10 protein-coding genes are annotated in these 22,250 nt (G+C 34.1%); all 10 read right to left on the reverse strand.

What is annotated here, in order from left to right:
• Positions 1-5: 5 nt before the first annotated feature.
• The 10 genes from NWE55_RS02755 to NWE55_RS02800 all read right to left on the reverse strand — a co-directional run bounded on the left by NWE55_RS02755 (position 6) and on the right by NWE55_RS02800 (position 22,129).
• Entirely contained in the window at positions 6-938 is a 933-nt protein-coding gene (locus NWE55_RS02755) for a PorP/SprF family type IX secretion system membrane protein (protein ID WP_155093309.1), read from the reverse strand.
• Between the two features lie 14 nt (positions 939-952).
• Positions 953-2,248, reverse strand: a complete 1,296-nt coding sequence (locus NWE55_RS02760) for a T9SS type B sorting domain-containing protein (RefSeq protein WP_155093308.1) — start codon at positions 2,246-2,248, stop codon at positions 953-955.
• Positions 2,249-3,315: 1,067 nt separating this feature from the next.
• Positions 3,316-4,932 (reverse strand): IS1182 family transposase, encoded by a 1,617-nt coding sequence (locus NWE55_RS02765; RefSeq protein WP_258204053.1) that lies wholly within the window; start codon positions 4,930-4,932, stop codon positions 3,316-3,318.
• A gap of 213 nt (positions 4,933-5,145) precedes the next feature.
• Positions 5,146-7,113 (reverse strand): OmpA family protein, encoded by a 1,968-nt coding sequence (locus NWE55_RS02770; protein ID WP_258204595.1) that lies wholly within the window; start codon positions 7,111-7,113, stop codon positions 5,146-5,148.
• Positions 7,114-7,144: 31 nt separating this feature from the next.
• Positions 7,145-8,089, reverse strand: coding sequence for a PorP/SprF family type IX secretion system membrane protein (locus tag NWE55_RS02775; protein ID WP_258204596.1), 945 nt, complete (start codon positions 8,087-8,089; stop codon positions 7,145-7,147).
• 13 nt (positions 8,090-8,102) lie between these two features.
• Entirely contained in the window at positions 8,103-9,389 is a 1,287-nt protein-coding gene (locus NWE55_RS02780) for a T9SS type B sorting domain-containing protein (protein WP_258204597.1), read from the reverse strand.
• 57 nt (positions 9,390-9,446) lie between these two features.
• A complete protein-coding gene (locus NWE55_RS02785; RefSeq protein ID WP_155092973.1) occupies positions 9,447-15,008 on the reverse strand; it encodes a beta strand repeat-containing protein in 5,562 nt (1,853 codons plus the stop codon).
• Between the two features lie 30 nt (positions 15,009-15,038).
• Entirely contained in the window at positions 15,039-19,628 is a 4,590-nt protein-coding gene (locus NWE55_RS02790) for a CLIPPER-2 domain-containing protein (RefSeq protein WP_258204598.1), read from the reverse strand.
• Between the two features lie 391 nt (positions 19,629-20,019).
• Entirely contained in the window at positions 20,020-20,772 is a 753-nt protein-coding gene (locus NWE55_RS02795; RefSeq protein WP_258204599.1) for a helix-turn-helix domain-containing protein, read from the reverse strand.
• Positions 20,773-21,166: 394 nt separating this feature from the next.
• Positions 21,167-22,129, reverse strand: coding sequence for a helix-turn-helix domain-containing protein (locus NWE55_RS02800; RefSeq protein ID WP_155092977.1), 963 nt, complete (start codon positions 22,127-22,129; stop codon positions 21,167-21,169).
• Positions 22,130-22,250 lie beyond the last annotated feature (121 nt).

Genomic DNA, 22,250 nt, shown 5'->3' on the forward strand with positions numbered 1-22,250 from the left:
GATTTCTAGAAGAAACGAGTTGTACTTACTTTTCTATATCTGTTAAATAAATCAAATCTCAAGAACACTTCGTGTGAACCATCGTTATACTTATTTAACTTAGAAGTATCTGCATCATATGAATATCCAATAAACAAATTATCATTCACTTGGAATCCAGCTAAACCACTCACTCCTGCATCTACTCTATACGCAGCACCTACAGTAAACTTATCTACTAACAAGAAGTTAGCTGTTAAGTCCAATTGGAATGGAGCACCGTCTACTGCTTTCGCTAAGAAAGCTGGTTTAAATTTAACACTTGGACTAAGCTCAAACACATACCCTCCCGTTAAATAATAATGCATTTTTTGTTTCATTAACTTAGCTCCATCATCCTCTCCACTATCAGTAGAAAGCATCATTGGTACAGAAAACCCTAAATATCCTTTTTCAGAATACAAGAACATACCAGCACCAATATTCGGAGTAAATTTATTATTTACTTTTTGATTGTAATTTACGTCAGGATCATACCAGTCTAATTTAGTCGGATCAAAACTCAAGAGATTAACAGTTCCTTTAAGACCAAATGCCAATTTCCAATCGTCATTAACATCGATAGTATAAGAGAAGTTTAATGCAATTCTATTCTCGTCAATAGCACCAATGCGATCATTCATAAAGTTAATACCTAAACCAACTCTACTTCCTTCAATTGGAGTCTCTACTGAAATATTAGCAGTTTTAGGAGCTCCATCTAAACCAACCCACTGTGCTCTATATTGACCAAATACACTTAGATTCCCACGAGAACCAGTATAAGCAGGGTTAATATTTGAAGGATTATACATATACTGTGTAAACTGTGGATCTTGTTGTGCCTGAACTTCAGACACACTTCCTAATGAAAGCACAGCCATTAACGCTGCAATTTTTATTTTATTTTCTATTTTCATCTCAACCACTTTTTTTAATTATTCTCTAAATTCAAATAACCTGCTTTCTTAATCCATCTACTACCATTAGCATCTGTATATTCATATTTTACAATATAGTAGTATGTTCCAGAAGGTAATTTTTTACCTTTATTTATTACACCTTTTCCATCAGCTTCACCAATAAATACGTTTTCACTACCATCTCCTTTTCTGTCATATCCTGTAGCACTAAACACTTTACTACCCCATCTATTTACGATTTCCACACTGTTATTTGGAAATTTATTAATATTTTCAACTAAGAAGTAATCGTTTTGACCATCTCCATTTGGAGTAACAGCATTCCAGATTTTTACCTCGTCGCTATATGCTTCATCTACCAACCCTAAAGTAAATATCCCCTTAGCATTAACTTCTAAAGGAGTAGTAACAAAATTCTCACCTTCAATCATACCTCCTTCATCAACCCAAACTTTTTCAGTTTCATCCCAACGCAGTACATGAACACTTTGTCCTTCCACTTTATCTTTGTGAAACGCTCTTGGAGTTGTTCCTTCGCTCCAACTTAGAGAAAGAATTACATTAGCATCAGTTGCTGAGTTCTTAACCTCCCAATATTCTGTATTATCAACTTCAACAATTGGGCTTCTCAATACATTATGTGGTCTTGTTGTTAATGGATTTTCTGATACGTATTGAACGTTAAACATATCATTAACAGTTTTACTAGCACGCAATTCTATTGGGCGATAATACTCCCCATTTCCAACTGGGAACATTCTATCTTCTTTTCCTTGTCTATCAACAGTACCTACAACGTGACTATCATTTCCCACACCTTCAATTACAGCCCCATCAAAATAAGTCATCGCTCCTTGTAAAGGTGCGTTAACAACCACGTGCCCTCTTTGGAACACACTTTTACCATAAATACTTATCTCATTCTGCAGATCAATTCCCTCTTTTGAATTGAATACCACATTATTGAAAGAAGTTTGCTCTGATCCCGCTAATACAACTTTACCAGTTTCTTTATCAAATATTACAGTACCTCCTTTATCCTTTTGATCATATCCAAACAATCCATTATTAGTAAGATTATTAAACAAATACATCGTACCATCATTTTCTAAACCGATATACTTATCTTTTGAAATGTAATCTCCTTGTTCATTGTAAACATCAAGGTAGATATAAACCTCTGTTCCCTCCTCAATCTTGATATTTCCTTTATTTGAGAAAACCTTTTCTCCAGTTTGAGAATAAACCACTCCTGTTGTTAAACACAACAGAAATGTCATTTTTTTAAAAAAATATTTCTTTTTCATAAGCTCTTTATATTAACACCACTTTATAATACATTGCACTCGTACAAATGTAGACAAAATAAATAATTCAATTTATTTTAATATATACTATTACAACAACATTAATAATTAATTTAATTTATTATCATATAATCAAAAATAAACACATTAATAAAAATTAAACTCAATTTTAGACCACATTAACAAAAAAAAATAATAACAAAAAAAAACATAATAACAACCAAAAACACAACAAAAGAAATATTATTTAGCATATTACAAACATTTAAAATAGAATATTAGCTAAAAACACAAAAACAATCATTTTAAAAACCTTGTTTTTTACATCAAAGAAACTACCCTTTTTTTTCCTAAAACTCTTAATTATTTTATAATATACACTACTTAAATCATCTTACTGTATTATTTCACTTCCAATTTCATTAAAAATTACTTGGCCTAAATCTAAATTTCACTGATCCACATACGTCAAAACATTTATATTTAAACTCAATTATAAATATACTTAAAAAAATATTAAAATTTCATTTAAAAACAAAAAATACATAACTATAAATATTTACTTAAGTAAATAAAGACATAAAGTAACACCCCATAATATTAGAAGTTAAAATAAAATATTAAGCTATACCTATCCTGGTACTCCCTCAAAGCAAATCAAGACAAGAAAAAACTCAAATAATAACCTTTACACAATCTTCTATTCAAACTGCTAATGAGCTTAGAAGTAAATTTTGATTTAAACATAGAGTTTTTCTCCTGTAACATTACTTAAAAATTCAACTCCTTATAATTGCTATTTACTGGGATATTCTTGTAGTTTACTTAGGAAAACACTCTTCTCTCCAATAAAAGATAAAGCACCATGATAAAACAAAGACCAAGAAAGCCCCAATACTTCTTGTGTTTTTCCTTAGAGGTTAACTAATCTTTTCACATAGACTACAAATTTTGATATGACTCTTTTATTCATTCTTCATCACTATCATACATTATTGCATAAAAAAGAGGGTGTCCCAAAAGGTCACCCTCTTTTGTATTATATAAAACGTTACTTTTCTCTTAGATTAAAAGTTCTTGCAATTAAAACGAGTTTTAGACTTATAATTTGTCATTTTTCGTTTATCAGTCTCTTTTTTAGGATGAAAATTGTTGTTTAAAGTCGATTTTTCTCTATTCTTAGTAAGTTTTCTTAAATTATGTGCAAGAGCCATCAGTCCAAATTCAATTTCGACCATTTCTAATCCTCTTAGAGTAAACCTAGTAAATTTGTTGTTGCTTTTTAGTTGTCCAAAAACAGCTTCTACTTCTACAGGTCTTTTACTTCTATGATATTTACCGCGTTCAGAGTTGAGTAATTCTCTAATATGTTGTTTTATTTGAACCAATCTATGATTCATAGAGACTGTTCTGTTTTCTGCTGCTTTATTACATAGCTCTTTTAACGAGCATTTCAAGCAGTTAGAAGCTTGATACAGATGTATTTTTGACGCAAAACCAGTGGTGGTGTATTTAGTACTACTTCCAATATTAGGTAGCTTTTCTCCATTTGGACATAAGATGTAATCAAACAATTTATTGTAGTAAAGATTGTGTTGTAGAAAAGGGTTGTTCTTCCAAGCTCTTTTCTGTTCCATATGAAAATAATTAAATTTCACATAGGGCGTTATTTCTCTTTCAAGTAAATACAGATAATTCTCTTCGCTACCATACCCAGCATCTGCTACAACTTCTTTACTTTGTTGTGCATAGGTTTGTTCAAAAGTCTCTAGATGATTGATTAAGGTAGTGGTGTCAGTTGATTTTTGTGCAATAGTATAATGTGTAATAAATTGATTTTCAGTACTTATTTGAGTATTGTAGGCAGGTTTAAGTTGCCCGTTTTTCATGTGATCTTCTTTCATTCGCATAAAAGTAGCATCTGGATCTGTTTTACTATAACTATTTCGAGTACCTAAAGTTTCTAGTTGTTGTTCGTATTTTTGCAAGCGAGGTAAATGCTCGTCTTCTAACTGTTTGAGCTGTTTAGCTGTAGGTTTGGGTAGGTCTGCCCTATGTTTATTTAACTGAGTCACTTTTTCTTTAAGCTCTAAACTATCAATATTTTTGGAACAGTGTTCTTTTGCGAGTTCACTTTGATCCTGTTTGATTTGACCCTCTATTTCTGTGAGAACATCTTGAATTTTTGTTTCTAATTTAGCCTTGTTTTTCTCCACTGAACCACGCCATACAAAGGTGTATCGGTTAGAGCTAGATTCAATTTTTGTTCCATCAATATATTGAACTTGTAAACTAACATATTGTAATTCTTGTAACAGACGAACCACATCTGCAAAAAGCTGATGGATTTGACCTTTCAATCGCTTAGCGCGAAAATAATTAATCGTGCGATGATCAGGCAAGCTATTACCAGATAACCACATAAAATAAATGTTCTCCGTCAAAGCCCGTTCAATCTTACGCGATGAATAAATATTATTGAAATAGGCGTAGAATAAGACTTTTATCATCATACGGGGATGATAACTGGTGGTCCCTCCTCCTTTGTATTGACTTAAAATAGAACTAATATCTAACTCATCAACAACAGCATTGATAAGACGAACAGGATGGTCTAGAGGAATTTTAGAAAAAATATCTTCAGGAAATAGACTCGGCGATTTTAAACTTTCAGATTTGAACATTATATTTGTCTTTCTTATTGTTTGGTTGCACCTTGAAGATAATTATTTTTGAGGACAAACAATGAAAAAACCCCGCCTTTTTTAGACGGGGTTTTGTTTTTTAGGCTTTTTAGACAGCCTCTTTCAAGGCTAAGTACTGTTAGTTTTATATCCTACAGCAGGATGGTCGAAAAAAAATTGTTTTGTTGTTTGTGCACAGCACACTTGTTTCTATTATAATTCTATTACAATAAATTCACTTCTTCTATTGAGTTGGTGTTCCTCAATCGAGCACGGTACTCCGTTACTACATTTATTTATCAACTGACTCTCTCCATATCCTTTACCAGTTAATCTACTCTTGTCGATTCCTTGCTCAATCATCCACTTCACAGTTGATTTTGCTCGGCGATCCGACAAGCTCATATTGTAGTTGTCATTTCCTCTACTATCTGTATGAGAGCGAACATCTACTTTCATATTTGGATACAGTTTCATCACCTCTACCACCTTCATTAACTCTATAGCTGCATCTGGGCGAATATTTGACTTGTCAAAGTCAAAGTAAATTGGCTGTAATTTCAACTTCTTAAACAAGTCATCATTAACCGTTACTTCTTCTGTTGCCTTGTCAAGACCTACATTAACTGTTCGCTTGCCAAAAGTGCGATCTGCTTCTAAAACAAGCTCCACTGTACTATACTCTTGTTTTGAGGCTTGAAGGCGGTATTTCTTACCACACGATTTAAGCTCTGAGATATAGTATCCTTTCTCATCTGTATATAGCGTATCTACTTGTTGATACATGGCATCGGAGATAATCACCATTGCATTAGAGAGTACCTTTTCAGTTTTGATGTCATAAACTGTTCCCTCTATTTGCTGTTGACAAGCTTTCTCGCTGACAAAGTAAATATCATCGGATCCCTTGCCGCCTTGGCGATTCGAGCTCACAAATCCCTTGCCGGAGTTTGTGTTTAGGTAAAAGCCAAAGTCGTCTAAACTACTGTTTATTGGCATACCAAGATTGGTTACCTCTGATACAGTTCCATCGGAGTAGATTCTGGCTACAAACACATCTAATCCCCCAAGGCCTGGATGTCCATCCGAGCTAAAGAAAAGCAAGTTGTCCGAAGATATAAACGGAAAAGTCTCTCTGGCTGGAGTATTTACTCCTTCTCCTATGTTTTGAACCTCTCCATACTCTCCTTGACTTGAGATACTCACTCGAAAGATATCCGAAGCGCCTTTTGTACCTTCTCTATCCGAGGAGAAATACAACCACTTCTCATCTGGAGTAAGTGCTGGGTGAGCGGTGTTAAAGTCATCCGAGTTGAAAGGCAACTCCACTACATTATCCCACTCTCCCTGATCGTTTAGACTCGCTTTGTAAATCTTCAATAGCGTATCGTCTTGTTTATTTCTCTTTTTCTTTCCGCTTTTCTTTGAGTTATTGCGCGTAAAGTACATCGTCTTTCCATCTTGAGTAAACACCGCTGTAGCGTCGTTTACCTTTGAGTCCAATGCTTTGGATAACTTCACTGGCTCTGAAAAGCTACCATCGGGATTGATCTCACTTGCATACAAACTTGTGTAACTCTCGTTTGTCCATTGATGTCTTTTACTCTCTCTTGTATCTTGAGTTTCTCTGGCTGATGTAAACACAAGTTTGTTGTCTAAAAGCGTTGCTCCATAATCGGAATACTCCGAGTTGATCTCCAAGTTCTTCAACTGGTATCGCTCTGGCATCTCAGCTATGCGCTCTCTATAGGCTTTGTTGGCTGAGTAGAGTTGCGCTCTGGCATCATCTCCTTCCATTTTAGAGAACTCCTGCATTACCTGGTCAGCCTTGTCGTAGTTTTCCACCGCGCGCAAACTCTGCGCATAGCGGTAGTAGTACTCCGAGCCCAATGCAGATAAGTCTTTATCCTCATAATCAGATTCGAAAAGCTGAGTATACCACTTGTTGGCCTCTATCAGTTTTGCGTTAAAGTAATACGAATCCCCTAACTTTTGCAAAATGGACTGATTCACATAGCCTTTATCTGCTATGGTTTCATAAACTTTGATTGCATCGATATAAGCTAGTTTTTCAAACTCCTTATCGGCTTTCTTTTGCTTTACTTGTTGTGCGTGAATGCTCATACTTCCTACGAGCATCAAACACACTAAAAAGCTTATCTTTTTTATCTTTCTTATCATCTGTGTCTTGTGTTAGATTGACTGTTAACTCTTAGAAGAAACGAGGGGCGTTGATGCGTCCTGTTCTGCTAAAAATATCAAAGCGAAGCACAATCTCGTGTGATCCTGAGTTATAGTGACGCAAAGCGGTTGTCTCTGCATCGTAGCTATAACCCACAAATAAATTGTCGTTTACTTGGAATCCCGCCAAAGCGCTAAGGGCTGCATCCCAACGGTAAGCCGCTCCTAAGGTGAACTTCTCTGCTATTAAAAAGTTTGCCGATACGTCTACTTGTAAAGGAGATCCTTGTATTGCCTTGGCCAAGAAAGCGGGTTTGAACTTCAAGTTATCTGACAAGTCAAACACATATCCCCCCATAAGGTAAAAGTGCATCTTCTCGCGCATAGTCACGACCTCTTGATTATCGTAGTTGTCGTTGTATCTATCCACTTGTAAAAACTTGGGAACAGACAATCCAAAATAAGCTTTGTCGGAGTACACGTATACCCCTGCTCCTATGTTGGGATTAAACTTGTTGTTGATATTCTCTTGAGATACCCCGTCTGATGGATCAAAAATGCGAAGCTTCTGATAGTCTACACTCAATAAATTAGCCGTTCCCTTTAATCCAAAGGCCAATTTATAGTCATAACTAAGGTCAATTGTATAAGATAGATCCACAGAGATATTATTCTCATCCATCGCTCCTAATCGGTCGTTGACAAAGTTTACTCCAAGACCAAGACCTGACTCGCCAAGTGGCGTAGACACCGATACATGTGCTGTCTTAGGTGCTCCTTCCATTCCTACCCACTGCGTGCGGTAAAGACCAAAGATGGATAAATTTGATTTAGATCCAACATAAGCCGGATTTATAGCTCCTGTATTGTACATGTACTGCGTGTACTGTGGGTCCTGTTGTGCATTAGCTGTAGAAACACAGCCTAATGTCATTAGGCCGATTCCAACTGCTTGTATTGTTTTATGTAAATTCATGTAATCTAACTAATTAATTGGTCTCTAAGTGTAGGTATCCTGATTTTTTGATCATGCGAGAACCAGACTTATCCTTGTACTCATAAGTGACAATGTAGTAATATGTTCCCGTTGGTAATAGCTCACTTTTGTCAACTGTCACCCGGCCATCTGAGTAACCATTAAACACATTGCCTCGTGAGTTGTAATTACTCGTTTCGTAAACGCGTACTCCCCAACGGTTGAAAATCTCAACCGTATTGTTTGGAAAACGCTCGATATTGTCAATGATAAAGTAATCATTCTTACCATCTCCGTTTGGAGAAACAAGGTTGTAGATAACCACATCTCCGTCTAATAACCAATCTGTTTTAACCGTAGCAAGAGTAAAAAATCCATAGCCTTTCACACTTGTCGGGGTAGTGATTTCTTTCTTGTCTAAATCAACCACTCCACCTTGGTCAACCCAGATCTGCTGTTTGCTATCCCAGCGAACAATGTGCAGCTCTTCTTGGGGATTGACAAGTAATTCTTTCGGAGTTGTGCGCTCATCCCAACTTAGCGTTAGCATTACATCCCCTTTTAGGTTGTCCTTGGCTCTTTCAACCGTCCAATACTCATTCTTATTCAACAAGTTTATCACCCCTGAGGTGTTAGAGCGAACGCGGAAAAAGTTGTGATCCTCTGTATTGTATTTTCCTTGGTAAGAATCCTTCTCTCCCTCTGGAGCACTTATACGCGCATAGCGGTACATGCCTTTGTCTCCTTTTGGATACTGAAACTCTTCGTTTCCGATCTTCTCTACAAATCCCTCTGCGTGACTTTTATCACTTGGTTGTAGCGCTTGAGCACCTTGGTGAAAAGTAAGCATACCTTGCAAGGAGTCAACTTTTACTATCCCGTCTTGAAAATCCACTGAGCCGTATACATTCGCTTCATTCTTTAAATCAAAAGCAACCTGTTTCTCAGGGTTATTTAAGACAATATGATAGAAATCTGATGGCTTGCTTCCCGAGATGATTTGTTTACCACTACCTTCTAATTTAGTAAACACAGCTGTTGAACTGTTTTCCTTCTCACTGTGATGATATAAATTATCGTTATTAAAACTTTGATAATAATAAACAATACCATCATTCTTCATGTTGCCATTCACTGTATTATCGAAATCATACAGTGTTGACATCACCCCGCCATTCGCAACTGAAATCACTCCATTATTTACGAAGACTTCTTTCTCTTTAGTCTGCTGTGCTACTACTGTAGCAGGCAATACCAAACCGAATAAGGCAACTGATTTATATATTTTTTTTGATTGCATAGTTTTCAGTTTTTAAATACTGTGTTAGTACAGAACTAACACAGCTATTTAAGTTTATTATTTTACTACAAATACCACTGTCATGAAAGCTCCATATTTTGCTTTCTTGATTACTTTGTAAGTTAAAACACCATTAGCATCTACATTCACATCAGAAAACACTGCTGGATCATAATATGGTACAAAGAAATTTAAATCTTCTTTCTTATATACAGGAATAGTTGCATTAGCATCAGACTGAACCATAGGAGGTCTATCTCCTGAAATAGGTGTATCAACTACTGCTCCTGTACCACCAAACATAGCTACATACTCATCGTATAAGTTTCTTGTTTGTATTTCATTATGCTTTTTAGATGTATCAAACATTACAGGAGGCATATAGAATACTTTTGGCATTGCAGATTTTACATCTACTACATATTCGTTAGGATTTGTTCCTGGCTTAACCACTACATCACCTGTTTCCGTTTTACCACCTGTAACAGTTACTGGTTTTTCTTTGTCTTTCCAAACTACAGTTGCATTGTTTCCTGTACCAACAGTTGTCAATACTTGGTTGTCGTTACCAGCTGTAATTTGGTTTACATTTAGAGAACCGCCTATTTGGTTTAACTCAAAGTTACCTTGATTCACTGTTAAAGAAACATTTTGAAGAACTACTCCATTTCCTTTATCTACAGTTAATAGGTTAGATTCAGAAGTTAAATCCCCTTTTTTCGTAATATCAACTACTGGAGTTTTCCATTCTACAGTTTTCTTACCTTCTGTAGATACAGTTGTTGTAAGAACTTGTCCATTATTACCTCCTGTAATCTTATCCGTTGTTACAGCTCCATCTTTAATTTTAGCAGAAGTAATTGCATTATCTGCAACGTCAATCTGAACATCTTTTAACAATGATGTTGCTCCATTAGCAGAGATTGTAATTGTGTTCTCAGTAGAAGATAAAGCCTTACCGTTTCCAACATTTGAAGCATCTACAGCTGGTGTTTTAGTAACCCATTGACCACCTTCGAATACCAATACATTTCCTTCAGCAACATTAGCTGTTACTAAGTCTTTTCCTTGTAATTTAGAAATTGTTGTATTATCAGCATTACCTGTTACATCACCTCCTAAAGTAATATTAGTAAGTGCACTCTGATCAACCCAAGTAGCCTTACCTTCTTTAGATGTGACCATTACTTGATTTTCTTTACCAGGAGTAATTGCAAGAGTCACATCTTTTAATGTAGCATTAGCTCCACCTGTTACAGTGATTCCTGTACCTGTAATTCCTTTAGTCGAAGCTACATTATCAGCTGTTAATTCTACAAATGAATCCTTTCCATTAACCGTACTTGTTAACTTATTACCCTCTAATTTTAATGTATTTGAAGTATTCTCTGTAACTACTGTATCAAGATTAATTGTCTGCTTGCCTCCTTGAGAATTAGTATAAGTCAACGTCTTCTTATCTGCACTAAGAGATAAATCAGTATTATTTAATTTTAAAGTATTGCTTTCTCCTTTTGTATTAACGTAAGTTAATTCATTCTTCCCTGCTTCATAATCTAACTTCCCGTTATTTAAAGAGATAGTATGCTCTTTACCTTCTTCGTCTTTGTACTTTAAAGCGTTTGTTGGTATATCATACCCTAATACAGTTAAACTCTCATTTGTATCAACGATAGACTTTTGAGTTACCCATTTAGTAATAGGATTACCTTTATCATCAGTTGTACTTACTAATACATCTCCTTCATTTCCTCCTTGGATTTGGTTATTAGTAACCTGTCCTCCTATATTTTGTAAGCTTAATTTAGCCTCATCAACATCAACAGTATACTCTGTATTTTTATCTTTTGTACCAGCTCCTGTTGTAACAACTGTTACTTTATCAGAACCATTTTTAACTGATGTTGTTTTTTGTCCAGCTTCGATAGCTGGTGTTAAATCAAGTGCATCTCCTTCTACTCCGTTAACTACAGTAATCAATTGATTATCTCTGTTTAGTTTATTCTCTACAGAGTTAATAATAGTTGCTGTTTTAGAAACACCATTAACATTAGATGTCATAGTGTTATCTTTTGACGTTAACTCATTCGAAGTATTATTCTTAACGATATCGTTTTGATTAACCCAAGTTGTTTTATTATCATCTCCAGTAACCATTACTTGTCCTGCAGTACCAGGAGTTATAGCAAGAGTAACATCTTTTAATGTAGAGTTTTCTCCCCCATCAACAGTAATACCTGTACCTTTAATTCCTTTAGAAGAAACAATACTTGCATCTGTTAAAGTAACAGTTGATGATTTTCCATTTACTGTACTTGTTAAACTATTTCCTGATAATGTTAATTCATTAGAAGTATTTCCTTCTACTACTTCTTTTTGAGTTTTGTACGAAACATTACCATCTTTGTCAGCAACAGCTACTCTATTATCGTCACCTTTCCCTGCATTTAATTTCTCAGAAGTAACAGCACCATCTTTCAACATTGGAGTTGTGATAGCTTGAGTTAAATCTGTTTTAGCTTCTTTCCCATTTACTGTAGAAACTAACTCATTACCTACAACTTCTAATTTATTTGTTGTAGCTTCTGTTTTACTTACCCATTTAGTGATCATTCTATCACCTTCTTTTACGGTTACTAAAACTTCACCATCTTTACCTGCTGCAATTTTTTCAGTTGTAACTGCTCCAGCACCTAATTTATCAGTTGTTACAGCACCATCTGCTATACCTAAGATTACATCTTTCAATAAAGCGTTTACTACTTCTAATGAATTACCTACTGTATCTCCTGCTGTTACAGTGATTCCCTCTCCTCTTAATGATTTTGCTTTTAACTCGTCAGTAGAACCACCTTTAGCAATCGTATCTTCCAACAAGTTTTTAGCAGAAGTTTGTTTTAATTCTCCTGTAGCAGGATCAGTTAATACAATATTATTAGTAGTTGGATTGTTCTTAACATCTTCTAAACCTTGAATTGCAAGTTCACTTCCTACTCCTGTAGTTAAAGTTGTTTTTTCTGTTAAAGCACCTCCTAATTTAAACTCACTATTTCCCTCTGTATCATTTACTACAGTAACACCATTCTTTGCTGTTACAGTCCCTGATACAAAATCCTTAGGATTAACCCATTCTGTAACTTGATGTTTTTCTATGATATTATCACCATTAGCATCTTTACCAACTACAATATCTTTTGTTTTAGTAACTAAAACTTGACCATCTTCAGTACCACCTTGTACTTCAATCACTGTACCATCTAACAAAGCTTGACTTCCACCAAATACTTTAATCGATCCAGAAGTAAGTGCTTTACCATTTAAAACTTTGCCTGAAACTTGCTGATATGTCACTGTCCCATCTGCATTTGCTACTGGTACAGTTCCTTCCGCTGCAGGTGTACCTTTTCCATCAGCATCTTTAGTACCTGCGTATAACTTATCTTGTGTTACTGCACCTGGCGCTAACTTCTCAGTTGTAACTGCTCCTTTTGCAATCTCTAAAGTAACATCCTTTAATAAAGCGTCTTTTCCTTCAGTTACTACAATATCTGTAGAGCTTAATGTTCCTTTAGTTCCTTCTACTGTTGTTATTTTTTCTAATAACTTCTCTATCGCACCTTGAACATTTGTTACCCCTAATTGAGTTGTATTATCATTAAATGTAATAGCTCCTGCATTAGTATCTATCTTCGCTAACTCTGTCCCTGATTTATCAGTAAAAGTGTAAACACCATCAATAGAAGTAACATTTAACGTATTAGCATTAAATGGAACTCCTTTAGCGCCTGGCTTTAACTTACCATCTTTTCCATAGTCAGATTCGTTATAGTAAGTAAATGTTCCATCACCATTATCAAAGATAGTAGTAACAGTTTCGTTAGCTTTTACTAAATCTTTAATAATAGCAGCATCTTCTTTAACCCACTTCACAGTACCATCTTTATCAGTAACTAATACTGAACCCGATTCACCTTTTTCAATTTGAGTCAACTGAAGTGTACCACCAATTTTGTTTAACTCAAACTTCGTTTGGTCAATTGTCAACACAACATCTTTTAATACTACTCCTGCTGTATTAGATACAGTCATTAAGTTATTAGCTGACGTTAATGCTTTACCATCTACATTAGTAGACGAAATATTTTGGTAAACTACTGTTCCATCAGCTTGCACCACAGGTACTTTACCTTCGTCTTTCTTATCTGCTCCTAATTTATCAGCTGTAACTGAACCATTTTGAAGCATTTCAGTAGTTAATTTATCTTTTAATGTTTGTGTAGCAGGTACTCCATTAACTGTAGAAGTTAACTCTGTACCCTTTAATACTAAACTATTCGTAGTAATAGCATCTTTAGCAGACCACACTACATTACCCTCTTTATTTATTACTAAAACATCACCTGCATTACCTTTTTGAAGTTGTGAAATATTTAATGTACCTCCTAAGTTTCCTAACTTAATTGCTTTTTCGTTAACGCTTAAAGCAGTTGTTTTCAATACAGCCCCTTTACCATCAGTAACAACGATAATATCATTACCTGTAAGGTCTTTTCCGTTTAATGCTGTTTCTAAGTTAACTGTTAAGTTACCGTCTGCATCTACATCTAAGCCACTACCTGGTTTTACAACCCCAGCTACATCTTCAGTAGCTGTAGGTACGTCTAATGTATAAGAAATAGAGTTAGCACCTTTAACTTCTGTAACTTTAATATTATTTCCACCTTTTAAAGTAGTTAATGTCTGATTTTCTTTTACTAATGCATCTACATCTATATTATGTGTAGCGTTTTGCTCATCAGTGTAAACCAATTCTTTACTCGTAGCATTGTAAACCAATTTCGTTAACGTTTGTTCTACGTTTACTAATTGTTTTAATACGTTATATAGATCCTGATCTGTTTTCCCTTTGATTACCTCAGTAATATCACCAATAACAGTAATCTTAGATTCCTTACCAGCTTCATTAGTATATGTATATTTACCAGCCTCTTCACGAACTAAAGTAGTAATCGTCTCATGTTTCTTCACAAGATCCTTAATACTTACCACATTTTCTGTACCTGCTTCATCTTTGAATGTAAGTGTCCCAGCATCTACATTGTTTGTAATACTTGTTACTGTTTCAAATGACTTAACAGCTCCTTTAATATCTATAGTAGTAACTGCTTTCTTCTCATCAGAATACGTTAAAGCACCTGTAGCTTTATCAAAAGCTAATACAGTCAATGTCTCATTGTTCTTTACTAAATCGATAATTAAGTTCGCTACCTTATCACCATCCATTTTTAGAATCTTTGCAAACTCATTCACTACAATTTGAGGAATATCCGCATCTGCAGTTAAACGTTTCCATACGTTTACATCCCAATAGTAATAACCTGGTGTAATGTCTTTTTGTTCTTTAGTAGCATACACTAATAAACTCTGTACGTTACCGTTTGTAATAGTAGTCTTATCTTTAGTGTCAGTCAATGCCACATTAGGGATTAACAAACCTCTATTTGAAGATTGGATTAATAATTCTGCTGATTTATTTGGAATAGCAGTACCAATACCTACTTGTGCATTAGCAGCCATAGTTCCCATCAATAATGCAACTGATAATAATCTTTTTTTCATAATTGTATATTTTGTGTCTTTAACGTCTAATTATTGTACTTTGTGATAAATGTGTGGATTTGTCATTAATGGACCACCGCCTTCAACTGGAGTGATTGTTGGTTTATCAAAACCTTTATCATCTTTTGACTCCGCTGTTGTTGTTTTTCCTTTTGGAGCTGTTCCTGTTACTTCTGCTCTATTCTCAACTTTCTCAGCATCTACATCTGTGTCTGTAATCGTATAAGTAGCAGTTGCTGTCCAAGTTTTCCCAACTTCTAAACTTCCTGTTCCTTGCCCTTCTGTAAATACTGGAGTAAATTTTGGTATCTTAGAATCTTTAAAATCTTTTAAAGTCAAGGATACGTTACCTGTATTTGTGATTGTAAACGTATAGTTGATTACTCCATTCCCTTTTGATGTATCAGCATCCTCATCTACTACTCCTACTTTTACTAATGTGATAGAAGGTTGTTGTTCTAAGATGGTTACTGTACAAGTTTCACAATCTTTATAAGCTGGATCTTCTAAAGGGTAATTTGGATCTTCTTTATCAACAGGTATAGTAGGTTTCGACTTACCTGTTACTGGCCCTGTAGGAATATTACCTTTACCAACAGCTTGATTAAATACTCCACCTCTCTCAATATCTGCTTGCGTTATTACATAATCTGTATTCACACTAAACTCTTTTAGTTCTCCAGGCAATAAAGAAGCTATTGTAGCTTTAAAATCAGGTAACTTAGGATCTGTTACTTCTATATTTGTTAGAAGGGTATTTCCTGTATTAGTTACTTTAATTGTGTATCTGATTACTCCTCCTGGTTTGATAGCTTTATCAGTTCCTTTACCAATATATTCTCCATCTTTAATAATAGATAATCCTGGTTCTGGTTCGATCGTTAACTTTGCACACATCTCAGAGATATGAGGAGTATTCTCACAATCGAATTTACTTACAGCACTATTATTTCTAGTACCATCTCCCATACTTCCATTTGTCTTATGACCTATATAACAGAACTTATAATTCTCTCCCATATACATAGAAGTATGCCCCCCTATCTCTACATAGATAGCTTTATTAACTAATTTACCATTCTTATCTAAAAACCCTTGAGGAACAGATGCATAAACCACATCACTATCTCCTGGTTGACCTAACATACTACTTCCGTTTTTCCCCCATAGGTATAACTTCCCATATCTATCAATAGCCCCTGCTGCTGTTTCATGTGATGAGTTATCTGCTCCTGTGATGAAGATTATGTCTGACAATTCAGTTTTAGCATCACTCTTAACTACTTGCCAAGTATTTTTAAACTTACTCTTACCTGATTCGCCTATTCCTAACTGCCCGTTATTATTTCCTCCTATTGAGTATACTTTTCCGTTATTTCCTAATACTAAATAACTAACTGAATTAGGTGCCTGTTTATCATTACCTGTAACAGCAATCATTTTAGGTTTCTCTCCATTACTATATGGAGATTTTACATTTATGGCATTGCTATTATTTTTGATAACAGGATTCTGTCCATCATATTTCTCCTTACCCCAAGCAATGAATGAATCATCATTTAATAAAGCAAAACCACCATAACTATGAACACGTACTAACTTTACATCTGTTAACTCAGAACCATTTGTTCTTTTAACAATATGCCATTCATTATCTGCTCTTAAACTTCCATCACCATACATCTGATAATCTGCTCCCATCGTATATAACTTTCCTTGTTTAGTCTTAAGTACAAGTATATTATATGATGCTGTCATATAAACCACATCTCTAGGTTTTACATTAGCAGGTAAAGAAATTTCTCCAAAACTAGTATTCTTAGTTAGAGCAGTTGAAATTACTGTCCCTTCTGTACCCCATACATATAGACCTTTAGAGGTTAATAAGAACATTTGAGTTTTTGTGTTACTATACGTCCCCATTGTTGCGAGCATAGGGGAACCTTTAAAATCATAACCGTTCTTAGGTAATATTCTTAAAGGACTGTATACATGATTTGTCCCATTAGGCATACCTCTCTCTCCAAAAATCTCAAAACCATACTTAGTTTTTACAATAGTTGTATGGAATCCTGAAATAAACTGATCTCCTTCATTATCACAGAAGTTATCATCTACTGCTCCAAATGGTAGTGGTACTATTGTAGGATTCTCATTTGTATAATCTGTTCCTGATATTTTACTAATCACTTTATTACTATCTGTCAAAGCCGTAACAGTAGCCTGATTTACTTTCTCTGCATTATCAATATCTTCTTGTGTGATAAAATAAACAGCTTCGTATACCCACTCCTCTCCTTCATCTAATAACTTATTGTTATTAATATCTCCTGATTTAAAGATAGGAGTAACATTTAGTAATTTAGGATCACTCACTTTTACATCGTGTAGAGCCACATTACCTGTATTCTTCACTGTAAATGTGTAGTTAATCATATCACCTATCATAGAAGCTTCTTTGTACTCTTGAGAATTCTCATTATACATACTTCTATCTCCTTGTACATATTTACCTTCTTTTTTAAACTTAACTTCCGATTTATTGATATAACTTAAATCTCCACATTTAGAATTATCATATCCTTTAGGTAAATACTTATTATTTCCATCAGCTTTTTCTCCAGAATAATTTGCACTATTCTTATCTAATCCTAACTTAGACATCGTCCACATCGCAACAACATTAATGTTATCCGAGTTACGTAGCTTACTATTATTATCAATACCTTGTGCATCTCCTTTTACTATAAAGTATGCGTTCTTATAATCACCATTATATTTTAGAACAGGATAATCTTTTGCATCTTGTTTATATGTACCACAAATTTCAATAATAGAACTATTTCCTAACTCAAAATTTGTTTGTCCACTCACTGGTTCATATTGTGTAAGAGAACCTGTCATTGTGAAGTAACTATAATCCTTTAAAATAAACTTTGTTTCTTTTTTAGCATTCTTACCTATATCAGCAGATCCTTTCACTTCTATTCCTCCATAAGGACATATCGAAACTACACCACCTTCTTGAACAAATGGCCCATCAACATATAATTTTGCTCCCGATTGAATATATAATTTTACACCTTCTTTTATAGTTAAACCTCCTTTTATAGAAACAAATCCATTTACACAATAAATACTTCCTGCATTTAATAATTGAGCTGTACTGGAACTTTTTAACTCTATAGCACCTACAGGACATCCACATGGGATCTCTGGAGTAATCATAGTTTCTACAGAGCTAGTTAATCTACTTGGATCTTTAGCCTCAGCAGATGTAAAGTTTAATGCATCTACATTAATAGTAGCTGTATTATTTAATTTACCTGAAGTCGGCAATTGTTTTACTTTACCTTTAATAGTAAATACAGCTGCATCTCTACTACCCAAATTGATATTAATATCTTTTAGATTCTTTAATGAAGTAGTAAAGTTCGTTGCTTTAGTTTCTGCTAAACCTAACTCGCTTTTAAAAGTAATGCTCTCTATTTCAAAGTAAGGTTTTAAATTATCAAGAATATCATTCAATACGATTCCTTTATATACACTCTGAGATAAGTTTCTCACCTCTACAGTATACTCCAAGTCATCTCCTACAGCAACAGTTTCTTTATTTACTCTTTTTTCTACTTTTACACCCTCTGGTACAAAAACAGAAAGTCCTCTAATCTCATGATAGTTTACAGCACTTCCTGTAGAAGCTGCAAAACCAATCTTAAGTGTTTCAAATGGTGCTTCTGTATAGTCAGAAGTAAATAGGTGCTCAAAAGCTCCACCTTTCTCACGCATCCATCTAACTTCTACTCTATATCCGTTACCATATTTATACAACTCCATCTGCACTCTACGATAAAATACTGCATCTGATGGTCTATCAGTTAATATAGATGGATATCCTACTTCATAACCTTTCTTCTTTAATGTTGTAAAGCCAATTAATGGAGTATTATTATTCGGATTTGACATTCCACGTAATCCTACTGAATTTTTCAAAGTATAACGCATCTCCTCCATGGCATCACCTGTTATCCATTGTCCATTCTTTATACCATTTGTACTATAATACCCATTAGTTCCAGAAAAAATATAGTTCCCATACTCATCTAATCCTAAACCTAAATATCCACTTGTAATAGAAGGAGTAGCATATTGTCCTGAATTATCTCCTCCATATCCTAAATGATGACCTGTACCTCCTAATGTTACATTATCACCTAAAATAGCACCATTAATTAAGAATACTGTAAATCCATCACCTCCACGTGATGCCCATCCATGTGGTGGTTTATCATCTCCTGGTACGGTTCTCCAAGTTTTATATTCAAAGTCAAGAACAACGCCTTTATTAGAAGCAAATGCTTCATCTATAATAACTCCTCCATGTTGACTTCCTCCATCTTCTGTTAAACGAAGCCATCCATCACCATCTATATCTTTAAATTCACTTGTATTCTTTTCAGAAGCTGTTAAATAAGCTTTACCTTTAAAAACAACATTCTGTCTTTTAGTAGTACTCCCTTTAAAATCTTCTTCCACTTTAAACTGAGCATACGTACTACTCCCCATCCCCAGGAAGAGCACCAAAAGCATCAATACTTTAATAAGTAGTTTTCTATTCATAATCTATTTTCAATTATTAATTGCATAAAGTACAAGGACCTCTTCAAAACAATACTCGTACTTAATTACCTCAACAAAAATCTACCTTAAAAACTAACTTTTGGTTTCAAAATGCCTAAAAAACATACTTCCCAACATAATGAAACACATATAAAACACTATATAACAACAACTTAAACACTACTTAACAGAACCTATCCAAAAAAGACCCCTTGTATACACATCCTTTTAACAAATATTCTTATTATACCTAAAACTACTAATTGGAATATCTAAAATAGAATATAGTATGTACACATAATACCAATAAAAAAAGCCACAGTACTTTGGCTCTGTACTGTGGCTCGAATGTGGTTTAGAAACCTATTGGCTTATAAGTTTCAAATTAAAATTACTTTTGTTGTTGTTTATGTTGATCTATATAATCTGATGGTGAAACACCAGTATTCTTTTTAAATGATCGAAAGAAAGAAGTCCTTGAATTAAATCCACACTGCTCTCCCAGTTCCGATATATTGATATCTTCTTTAGTATTTGCAATAATCTCAATAGCATAACTGATTCTCAACTTATTCAGGTAAGGTTTGAAATTTGAGTTATACTTTAAAGTAAACAGCTGCGATAAGTGATGTTTACTGACTCCTGTCTCTTCTTCTAACCTTTCAATAGAAAAATCACTTTCCAAAAACATCTTATCTTCAACTAATACCTTTTCTACCTTTGAGCGATACTGATTAAGCAACTCATCAGGCACTTTAGACTTTTCATACTTACTTCCTTCATCCACTAAAGGAGATACATCTGAATCAGTATGCTGAATTACATCTCGATTAATCTGGCCAACAAACACTTCATCATTATTACTTGTACTATTTACCCTTTTAGTATAAAATCGGAAAATAAAGAAAGCTAAAAACAACATTCCAAAATAAACGATATCATAATCATTATTAGGAATAGCGTTATAAGTCACCAAGCCCACTAACATAATAGACATAAAGAGCATTACCCAGATCACCTGAATAATCAACACTCGAAATCTATAGGATAAACTAAGTTGATTAATCACAATGTAACCATATACAGCATAACCAGAAACAATCACTCCAGTAGAGACATACATGACCAAATAATAATGAATCAAAAAGCTTATATCTATATTGCTCTCTCCTATATTCAGTATATATATATACAAAAAGGAAAAAACCAAGGCTGGTATAAAGTGAATTATAATGAACGTATTTCTTTTTTTATACCCGTCAACCTGCGTTTTTAATGCATTCAGAGTTATATGGAAAAAAGGACCATAAAAAACCATAAAGGGTGAACCTAAGCTCAAGAATGTATTATCAGAAAAAAAAAACTTACTAATAGCAATATAACTACAGTGAAAAATAAAAAACAATAGAAAAACTCTTAATACAGCTTGCGATGCAGTTTTAGTTACTAATCTACTATTGATAAAATAAGAGATAGATGCAAAAATAACTGCTACTGAAAGCACAAATATGTAAAGAACTGTATCCAATTATTATTTATTAATCCATTAATAAGTTTCTATATGCTGAAGGTGTACATCCCACAAAAAATTTAAAATATTTATTGAAAGACGATTTTGAGTTGAAGCCAGATGCTTCAACAATCGCTTCAATAGTCAAATTATTGGTATCAATCAGCAACTCTTTTGCATATTCCACGCGATACTTGGCTACTAACTGATAAAAACTAACTTGCATATATTGATTTAAAAAATCCGAGACCTCATTCTTTGTCATATCGAGTGACTTAGCCAAATCTTCTAATGAAAATTTTGCATCTAAATACCCATTATTGTGATCAAAAAAATTTTCAATGCGGATTCTCTTTTCTAATTCACTTTGTTTGTACTCAACTTTTACAGCTTCTTCCTCTAAGCAACAATCATTCCAAGACGATATTTCAGATGTATGAACATTGTCTTTTTCATGTATAAAAAGCGTCACAATACAAAATACAGAAGCAAAAAAAGAAATCCCTATCAAAATAAATGACTCTTGAAAGTACAATTTATACTGAAAGAACTTTGATATAGCATAAACACTTGATACCAAAGCATTCATTGTTAAAAACAAGGCATAGATAGCAATAAAATTGACCTCAACATGATATTTGAATTCACTTTGATACTTGTTCGAGTTTACGTAAATCCAGTACATATAAATAGTCACATATACCAGTTCTAACAGATTAATAAAAAGTGTTTCAAATAAGAACTGTCCGCATAAAATAGATACTGCACCTACAAAATGCAATACAATCTCCTTTGGATTATCAAACAAAGCAGCTTTTTCATACTTAACGTATAAAAACAAAATTGGCAATAAGATGTAAACTACATTAATTTCAATACTTATGAAAGAACACATTAATTGAATCAACGATCCTATAGCCAAAATATGGACTACGTTCTTAAAGCTAAACAGCTTAACCAATAATACCTCTATTTTATGAATTAAATCCATGCGCCCGTTAGTGATTAATACTTTGCCTTAGAAGCATATCAACCCACCGTAAATAAATTACGTAACCAAACGCAGCAGAATTGCTGTATGAAGTTTGCTCTATTATTGTGGGGACAAAAAA

The sequence above is a fragment of the Myroides albus genome (assembly GCF_024722315.1).
Taxonomy (GTDB): Bacteria; Bacteroidota; Bacteroidia; order Flavobacteriales; family Flavobacteriaceae; genus Flavobacterium; species Flavobacterium album_A.

What these genes read in the sequence shown, in the direction of transcription:
- NWE55_RS02790 (WP_258204598.1), bottom strand. Translation starts at nt 19,628, where the DNA reads ATGAATAGAAAACTACTTATTAAAGTATTGATGCTTTTGGTGCTCTTC.
- NWE55_RS02760 (WP_155093308.1), bottom strand. Translation starts at nt 2,248, where the DNA reads ATGAAAAAGAAATATTTTTTTAAAAAAATGACATTTCTGTTGTGTTTA.
- NWE55_RS02775 (WP_258204596.1), bottom strand. Translation starts at nt 8,089, where the DNA reads ATGAATTTACATAAAACAATACAAGCAGTTGGAATCGGCCTAATGACA.
- NWE55_RS02780 (WP_258204597.1), bottom strand. Translation starts at nt 9,389, where the DNA reads ATGCAATCAAAAAAAATATATAAATCAGTTGCCTTATTCGGTTTGGTA.
- NWE55_RS02785 (WP_155092973.1), bottom strand. Translation starts at nt 15,008, where the DNA reads ATGAAAAAAAGATTATTATCAGTTGCATTATTGATGGGAACTATGGCT.
- NWE55_RS02765 (WP_258204053.1), bottom strand. Translation starts at nt 4,932, where the DNA reads ATGTTCAAATCTGAAAGTTTAAAATCGCCGAGTCTATTTCCTGAAGAT.
- NWE55_RS02770 (WP_258204595.1), bottom strand. Translation starts at nt 7,113, where the DNA reads ATGATAAGAAAGATAAAAAAGATAAGCTTTTTAGTGTGTTTGATGCTC.
- NWE55_RS02800 (WP_155092977.1), bottom strand. Translation starts at nt 22,129, where the DNA reads ATGGATTTAATTCATAAAATAGAGGTATTATTGGTTAAGCTGTTTAGC.
- NWE55_RS02755 (WP_155093309.1), bottom strand. Translation starts at nt 938, where the DNA reads ATGAAAATAGAAAATAAAATAAAAATTGCAGCGTTAATGGCTGTGCTT.